Source organism: Microvirga pakistanensis (assembly GCF_004458765.1).
GTDB lineage: Bacteria > Pseudomonadota > Alphaproteobacteria > Rhizobiales > Beijerinckiaceae > Microvirga > Microvirga pakistanensis.
In genome coordinates, this window is the sequence record NZ_SPJX01000110.1 from 1 (window position 1) to 223 (window position 223).

1 protein-coding gene is annotated in these 223 nt (G+C 62.8%); it reads right to left on the reverse strand.

Annotated features, from left to right (window positions below; translation table 11 throughout):
- Positions 1 to 223 (reverse strand): hypothetical protein (locus E4K09_RS28775; RefSeq protein ID WP_166802145.1); only part of this gene is annotated, 223 nt, incomplete at both ends.

The following is a 223-nucleotide window of genomic DNA, read 5'->3' on the forward strand; positions in this document are numbered from 1 at the left end:
TAGCTCCACTGCTCGCCCTGGGTGAAGCCGCGCCAGAAGATGCCTACCCTGGGGCCTTGGAAGATTCGTCGGATCTCCATCGCCACGTAGGCCCATTGCAGCACCAAGCTCCGGATGGCCGAAGCGACGGCATAGGAAGCGGGCCGCGTATTCCGCTCCACAGAGGCCAAGCCAGCCGCCAGGATCGAGGGCAGAAGATAGGCCGCGATCAGACTGTTGAAGA